This window comes from Limnobaculum eriocheiris, assembly GCF_021010575.1.
GTDB lineage: Bacteria > Pseudomonadota > Gammaproteobacteria > Enterobacterales > Enterobacteriaceae > Limnobaculum > Limnobaculum eriocheiris.
Window position 1 is genome coordinate 57,005 of sequence record NZ_JAJNAG010000021.1, and the last position, 7,803, is coordinate 64,807.

At 45.5% G+C, this 7,803-nt stretch carries 5 protein-coding genes; 3 read left to right on the forward strand and 2 right to left on the reverse strand.

Translation table 11 applies throughout. The features are described from left to right. Window positions 1-18 precede the first annotated feature (18 nt). From hmsP to LPW36_RS10590, 3 genes are all read left to right on the forward strand, one after another. Window positions 19-2,019 carry a biofilm formation regulator HmsP gene (hmsP, locus tag LPW36_RS10580; protein WP_268991639.1) on the forward strand — a complete coding sequence of 667 codons (2,001 nt, stop codon included), beginning with the start codon at window positions 19-21 and terminating at the stop codon, window positions 2,017-2,019. Window positions 2,020-2,286: 267 nt separating this feature from the next. Then, window positions 2,287-3,564, forward strand: a complete 1,278-nt coding sequence (locus LPW36_RS10585; protein WP_230609623.1) for a dicarboxylate/amino acid:cation symporter — start codon at window positions 2,287-2,289, stop codon at window positions 3,562-3,564. A gap of 435 nt (window positions 3,565-3,999) precedes the next feature. After that, window positions 4,000-5,439: a M16 family metallopeptidase gene (locus LPW36_RS10590; RefSeq protein ID WP_230609624.1), complete on the forward strand. Its 1,440-nt coding sequence runs from the start codon at window positions 4,000-4,002 to the stop codon at window positions 5,437-5,439. A gap of 72 nt (window positions 5,440-5,511) precedes the next feature. Here the strand turns inward: LPW36_RS10590 and kdgK are convergent, their stop codons facing one another. Together kdgK and yhjD are read right to left on the reverse strand one after the other, a co-directional pair. Further along, window positions 5,512-6,444, reverse strand: coding sequence for a 2-dehydro-3-deoxygluconokinase (kdgK, locus tag LPW36_RS10595; protein ID WP_230609625.1), 933 nt, complete (start codon window positions 6,442-6,444; stop codon window positions 5,512-5,514). Window positions 6,445-6,618: 174 nt separating this feature from the next. Then, the gene (gene yhjD, locus LPW36_RS10600) at window positions 6,619-7,551 is read right to left on the reverse strand and encodes an inner membrane protein YhjD (protein ID WP_230609626.1); all 933 of its coding nucleotides are present in this window, start codon (window positions 7,549-7,551) and stop codon (window positions 6,619-6,621) included. Window positions 7,552-7,803 lie beyond the last annotated feature (252 nt).

A 7,803-nucleotide genomic window follows, 5' to 3' on the forward strand; every position in this document is an offset into this window, starting at 1 on the left:
CTATTTGGAGATAGAAATTTGCAGGTAAAGCGTTCGCTAACAATCAAGCAGATGTCGCTAGTAACGGTAGTTGCTCTGGCGACAATTTGTATTTTCATTGTAATACAAATGTTTGATTTTATTCAGCAACGCAAAGAGGTTTACCACATTCAACTCGATAATATTGGCTATTCTGTTTCTCAGCCTCTGGAGAGGGCGTTGTGGGATAGAAACATGCACGAGATCCAACGGGCGTTGGATAATTTGATGGAGCTGGATTTTTTAACCAAAGCCAATTTAATTGTGAATGCTGAACTGATTTCGGTTCATAGTCAGCGCGGGCCCAATGGTAAAGTTCCCCGGCTGGCAGAAAAGCTGTTGTCTCTGCCGATTGTTTCGCTGATTCCTCTCTACTCCCCGGATTACAATGCCATCGACCCTCAGCCAATGGGTTACCTGATACTGGAAGCGGATTCCTACAAGCTTTATCAATATACCCTGAAGCGATTTTCTACTCTGCTGGTAGCCTATTTGCTGCTGGCTTTTATGCTCTCTATTGCTATTAGCTGGTGTCTTAATCGTTTGCTGGTTTATCCACTGCGCGCGATTGCTGACGATCTACGCACCCTACCGGTAGAGAGTATTCAGTATCATCAACTAACCCTTCCCCGGCACCATCAGGATGATGAACTGGGAGTACTGGTTCGTAGCTATAATCGTAATCAACAGGCGTTGGTACAGGCGCATCACCAACTGACCCGAATGAGTACCAGGGATTCCATCACCGACTTGCCCAATTACACGCTGTTTCAGGAACTGTTAAAACAGCAGTTGGTCAATAGTAGCTATGAAAAACAGCCGTTTAGTTTGCTGTTCATTGATTTAGATTTTTTTAAAGAGATCTATCAGGCATTGGGGCAAGAGCAGGGGAATCGTGGTTTAATTGATGCGGTTCGACGCATGCGAGAAGTGCTGGGTGAACATACTCTGCTGGCAAGACTCCATGGGGAAGAATTTATTGTACTTAGCAAATCGCTGGAAAGTCCGCTACACGCGATGCAACTGGCCAAACGTCTGGTGAGAAATATTACCTTACCTCTCAGCATTGATGAGTATCAATATCAGCCGACGGTCAGTATCGGTATTGCTCAATATCCCAACGATGGTGAAGAACCTGATGAGTTAATTGCCCACGCTCAGGCAGCAATGCTATTAGCGCAGCAGCGGGGGAAAAATCAGGTTTTATTCTTTGAGCCGGATATGACCAATAACATTCAGCAGCGATTGATTATGGAGAGCGAAGTGGTTCGCGGCATGAAAGAGAACCAGTTTCGTATTTATCTCCAGCCTCAGGTGGATATGGCCACTGGTCAACCTTATGGCGCTGAAGCGTTGATCCGTTGGCACTACGCTGACAATGATATTCGCTATCCGGGGGATTTCATTCCATTAGCCGAAGAGACCGGGTTGATCCTTGAATTAGGGGCGTGGGTGCTGGAGGAGGCCTGCTCTACCCTTGCTCACTGGAAGCAACAGGGGATCCCTTTGACGTTATCGGTCAATCTATCGGCGTTGCAGTTACAGCAGCCTGATTTAATCAGGCAGTTAAGCCGATTGTGCAAGCGCCACGATTTCTGCCCCAACAAGTTAATTCTGGAATTGACGGAAACGGCAAATATTTATGATTTGAGGGCTGTGTTGCCAACATTAATAAAAATGCGTAATTTAGGCATTTCTATTGCACTGGATGATTTTGGCACCGGTTACTGCAATCTTAATTATCTCAGCCACTTACCCGTTGATGAGCTAAAAATAGATAAGAGCTTTGTGGATGGATTACCGGATGATGACGAGCTGGTACAGATCGTTAATTCTATCGCCCACGTTCTTTCTCTAAAGGTGGTGATCGAAGGAGTGGAGACCCAGCAGCAGGTTGACTGGCTATTGGCACACGGTATGCATTTTGCTCAGGGTTATTTTTTCTCTCGTGCGCTTCCTTATGAAATGTTTAAGGAAAAGTACCTGTCTTCCTATTATTAAGAAAATCGATATTGCCGTGAAGTGGTGCATTCACGAGATTGTTAATATTGTTAATAAATATCCGATCGCCAATTAACAAAGATAAAAAAGTACCGATTAACCAAATTTTGACCATAAAGTACGTAAAACCAGCAGTTGTGATGCGATCCAGTTCATGTTTCTGATTTTTCCCCATTGTTTAATCAATAAATTAATATCCATAGTGTTAATTGGATGTTATTTTCCTGCGCTCTACACCGTGTTGCTAATAAAAATAAGGAAAGCATCATGAAATTGAATATTTTCAAATCACTTTATATTCAGGTGTTAATTGCAATAACGGTTGGGGTACTGTTGGGGCATTTTTATCCTGATATTGGTGCGTCAATGAAGCCGTTAGGTGATGGCTTTATTAAGCTGATCAAAATGATTATCGCACCGATTATCTTCTGTACGGTTGTGACAGGTATTGCCGGGATGGAGAGCATGAAGGCCGTAGGTCGTACCGGCGGCATCGCGTTACTCTATTTTGAAATCGTGAGTACATTAGCCCTGTTGATTGGTCTGGTCGTGGTAAACGTGATCAAACCAGGCGCAGGAATGAACGTTGATGCGTCACTGCTGGATGCCAGCGCCGTTACTGCTTATGCAGACGCCGCTAAATCACAAGGTATTGTTTCATTCCTGTTAGATGTCATTCCTGGCAGCGTAGTGGGCGCATTTGCCAGTGGTAATATTCTTCAGGTATTGCTGTTTGCTGTGCTGTTTGGTTTTGCCCTGCATCGTCTGGGAGAAAAGGGTCAGTTAGTGTTTAACGTAATTGACAGCTTCTCCCGCGTTATTTTCGGCATTATTAATATGATTATGCGCCTGGCACCTATTGGGGCATTTGGTGCAATGGCCTTTACTATCGGTAAATATGGCGTAGGTTCTCTGGTGCAGTTAGGGCAGTTAATTCTGTGCTTCTATATTACCTGTGTGCTGTTTATCGTGCTTGTCGTTGGTGCTATTGCCAAAGGCTTTGGTTTCAGCATTTTCAAATTTATCCGTTATATCAAAGAAGAGCTGCTGATCGTTCTGGGTACTTCCTCTTCTGAGTCAGTATTGCCAAGAATGCTGGATAAAATGGAGCGTTTAGGTTGTCAGAAATCGGTAGTAGGGTTGGTTATTCCAACGGGATATTCGTTCAACCTCGACGGAACATCCATCTATCTGACCATGGCGGCAATCTTTATCGCTCAGGCCACCAATACAGAAATGTCTGTGCTTAACCAAATCACGCTGTTAGTGGTGTTATTGCTGTCATCGAAAGGGGCGGCAGGGGTAACAGGCAGCGGCTTTATCGTACTGGCTGCAACCATCTCTGCGGTGGGCCATTTGCCACTGGCCGGGCTGGCGTTAATTCTGGGTATCGACCGCTTTATGTCAGAAGCCCGTGCGTTAACTAACCTGATCGGTAACGGTGTTGCAACCGTGGTTGTTGCTAAGTGGTGTCGTCAGATAGACGAAGAAAAATTACACGCGGAATTAAACAATCAGGGCTCGAAAACTACCTCGGCTGTCTGATTATTAACTTCGTTTAGAAGAATCCTCGCCTTAAGGTTAAGGTGGGGATTTTTTTATTTACGGGAGGGAGAAAATGTAATTGCCATCGAATTTAGTCATCAAAATTGACATGGATAGGATAAGACGCAATTAAACTTTTACCGATGTGGAAATAAAACGTTTCTCAGATATAATTTCATATGCAATGAAATTGTTTGTTTTATAATCAAGTGTTGCTTCATTTCTTTCCGACGGCTTGCTGCTGGCGGTATTCTCTGCATAATGTCTCTATTTGCAAGTTAGCCATCAGTTTTATTATTTAAATGATAGTAGCATTAAGTGATATCTCGACAGCCTGCTTCTTTCAATAACAAAAACGACAAGGATGCAAATATCAGCTGTCAGACAACCACATGATGTTGTCAGGTTGATATAAGCAGTAAATGAGGTTTCAGTATGCATAGTAAGTATTTGTGGTCCGCTTTAGGTGGATTGGCGTTGATGATGGCGGTAACTGCTCAGGCAGAGCCATTAAAAGCCGATCCAGCATGGCAGGAAGGAAAGTTAGAAAATGGATTTAAATGGCAAGTACTTGCTACTCCACATCGGCCCAGCGATAAGATTGAAGTCCGTTTAGAAATCAATGCTGGTTCTCTGCAGGAGAGTATTCCTCAGGTGGGTTTCTCCTATCTGTTGCCACGTCTGGCAACGTCTTATACCGAACATTTTAGCAGTGCTGGAATGCAGGCTCTGCTTCCCCAAATACTTCCCGATGCCGAACCAAAATATCTGGTGGAAGTCTCCTATGATTACACGCGTTACAACCTGAGTTTGCCAAATAACCGACCAGAGATATTAAAAGAGGCATTCAGTTGGTTATCTGACGCGGTAAATCGCCCAACGGCGACCAATGAACAAATTCAGGCCATTCGCAGTGAGTTTACTTCACCCTTGGTGATGTTACCGTCCGGGTTGAATGATGCCTGGTGGCGCTATCGCATTAAAAATTCGCCGTTAGTGGGCCACGAGCCAGGGCAAACTATTGCTGCTGATGCGACCGCAGAGCAGTTGGGTGAGTTCTACAGTAAATGGTATACCCCGGATGCGATGACGCTGTATGTGGTTGGTAATGTCGATCGCCGGGTGTTAAACGATCAGATTAATAAGGCCTTTGGTGGCTTAAGTGGTAAGCGAGAAACTCCGGCAACTATCGCAGCACTCAGTGCATTACCACCAACCCCGGTGAGTTTTTCATCTCAGGGGGTGACAAAAGATCGGATTAAACTGGTATGGGACGATCCATGGCATCCGGTGGTAACGACCGAATCACTGGAGCGCCAGTGGTTAGGCATGATCGCCAATGACATGATTGAAAATCGTCTGAATCAGAAACTCGGGCGTACCGTACTGAAAGGCGAACCGCTTAATATTGAGTGTCAGGTGCAGTTTCAGCGCTATAAATGCAATATGACGCTGGATGTGCAGCTATCTGCGCTGAAAAGTAGTATTAAACAACTGGGAACCGAGCTGGTAAAACTGGATAAAGAAGGTATTACCGACGCTGAGTTGAAAGCTTTAGTTGCAACGCAAAAAGAGCAGTTGAATAAGGCGATTGCTACCTACGCCAAAACCGATACCACTGAGATTATGAACCAACGTTTGTTGATCCAAAAAAGCGGTTCTATTGCGGTGGATCCAGAATCTTATCAGCAGCTGAATCAGAAGTTTCTTAACGGGCTGACCACAACGGATATTAACGCCCGCATTCATCAAATACTCACTATTAAACCAACCATTGTGCTGACTCAGCCAGCCGGTGAGCCAGAAGAGAATGTTAAAGTATTAGCGGATTTACTGGATTCCATCATGACGCCAAAGGCGGAAGAAGCAAAGTGATCTTATCTCTATAGAGAACAAAAAAGCCCCGGGCTGAAATTCAGCGCCGGGGCTTTTTTATTGCGCCTTTTCTCAGACTGCTGGCATCGCATCCAGAGGAATAATCGCCCCACGATACTGAATAACCGTACTGGCAGTCAGGTGGCCACGTTTAATGGCATCAGCCACATTTCCACCCTGTAAGCGAACTGCAAGATAGCCGGCACTGAAAGAGTCACCGGCAGCAGTTGTATCAACCACTTTCTCTTTAGCCAGTTTAACAGCGGGAATCTCTACGCGATCGCTACCGGTAGCAGCGATACAGGAGTCGGCACCGCGCTTAATGATGATTTCGCTAACACCCAGTGCCTGAGTACGGGTGATGACGTTTTCGTAAGGCTCTTCGCCCCACAGCGCATCTTCATCATCCAGAGTCAGAAAGGCAATATCGGTGCAGCAAAGTACATCATGATAGACCTGCTGTGTTTCTTCACGGCTTTGCCACAGGCGCGGGCGATAGTTGTTATCGAAAATAACTTTACCCCCGTTACTACGGCAGGCTTTCAGCAGTTTGATGAGTTTCTGACGGCTTTCCGGATTGAGGATCGCAACGCTAATACCGCTTAAATAGATATAGTCAAAATGCGCCAGCTTTTGGCAAATTTCATCAGACTTATCGCGGGTCAGCCAGTAACGCGCCGCGGCATCGTTACGCCAGTAATAGAACTTACGCTCGCCGGTATCATCGGTTTCGATGTAATAGAGGCCTGGCATTTTGTCATCCAACTGCTGGATTAAATCGGTTTTAACCTTCTCTTTTTGCCAGGTGGTCAGCATTTGAGCGCTGAAAATATCGGTTCCCAGTGCGGTAATATAGTGCACTGCCAGCTTATCGTCCGGTACCTGGCGGGCGATATAGACAGAGGTATTCAAGGTATCTCCGCCAAATCCACGGCTGACATTGTTTTCTTTTTCAGAGAGTTCGATCATGCATTCGCCGATAACGGCAATCTTTTTGGTGGTCATGGTGTGGCATCCCAGTCTTAATTATATTGATCATTGGGATTAGTTTTATAACTTAACCGGGGATAGTCAAGAAAAAATAAAACATTGTTTCAATTATTGTGGAGTGACGCTTTTTTAGTAAAAAACGGGTGCCTGTCCCGGTTGTTGACACAAGGATATACGCACAGCGATCCGTTATGCCGATGGTGTTTGAGCGTTACTGGTCTCAGGCTTCTTTTGGTTTTCCTGCGCGGTGGCAATCCAGGCGGCGCAGAACAGGGTTAAACGGGCAAAGAAGTAGAAAAATGCCAGTAAGCCAATAATAGAACCAAATGCCGCACCAGAGGGGGATTTCGCCAACTGCGGTAAGGTAATCGTCATAATGAATTTGATGATTTCAAAGCCGATGGCCGCCAGCAACGTACCTTTTAGCAGCGCTTTAAGGTCAGGGCGTTGTTTTGGCAGCATCCAGAATATCCACAGAAACATAAAGTAGTTAGCAGTAATAGAAACCGTCAGAGCAATGAGCGTTAATGCTGGTCTGAGCCAGACGATGTCTCCCAGCCCCAAGGCATTGACGATAACCTGCTGGGCAGAACCGGCAACCGATGTAAGAGAAATAGTGACAATGAGTGCAACCACTAACCCGGTCAGGGAGATAAAGTCTTTAATATAGCGAAAGTAAAATTTATCTTCTTCCGCCGGATTCCGCTCCCAGACATCCCGGCTTTGCGCCCGAATGGCTTCACGTAAGTTGCCCATCCAACTGATACCCGAATAGAGCGCCACCAGCAGACCGGTTAAACCCACGGTAGTACGCTGGCGAATGGCGGTATTGACCGTATTTTCCAGCGTAGTAGCCAGATTAGGATCAGAAACGCTGGTGACAATTTTATGAATCAGCTCTGCCAGCAGCTCGGGGTTGGAAGCTAACACAAAACCGGCAGCGGCAAAAGAGACCATCAGAATAGGGATCAGCGACAGAAAAGAGAAATAGGTAATCGCAGCGCCAAACTGACTTCCCAGACGATCGTTAAAGCGATCGGTAGCGCGCAGCAAATGTGCAATGCTGGGGATGGCCTTAATTCTGTCTACCAGCCGGGTGGCTGTCTTTACCGCGTTATTCATCAGGAAGTTCTTTATATTGTTTGAGGCTGAGGCAAGCCTGTGTTTACTGTTATCTGTTTGATAATAGCAAAGTTTATATGCGTCGACAAAAACCAGAATAAAACCATGGGTAATAGAAGTGGAAGTGTAAGCACACCCATTTTAGTACCACATACTTTTTGAGATTTCTGGGTTTTCAGCCATCAGCCGGTATTCTTCCGGTGTCAGGTTATTCAGGGATTCATGGGGCCGCTCACTGTTGTATTCATTCAG

What these genes read in the sequence shown, in the direction of transcription:
- yhjD (WP_230609626.1), bottom strand. Translation starts at nt 7,551, where the DNA reads ATGAATAACGCGGTAAAGACAGCCACCCGGCTGGTAGACAGAATTAAG.
- LPW36_RS10590 (WP_230609624.1), top strand. Translation starts at nt 4,000, where the DNA reads ATGCATAGTAAGTATTTGTGGTCCGCTTTAGGTGGATTGGCGTTGATG.
- kdgK (WP_230609625.1), bottom strand. Translation starts at nt 6,444, where the DNA reads ATGACCACCAAAAAGATTGCCGTTATCGGCGAATGCATGATCGAACTC.
- LPW36_RS10585 (WP_230609623.1), top strand. Translation starts at nt 2,287, where the DNA reads ATGAAATTGAATATTTTCAAATCACTTTATATTCAGGTGTTAATTGCA.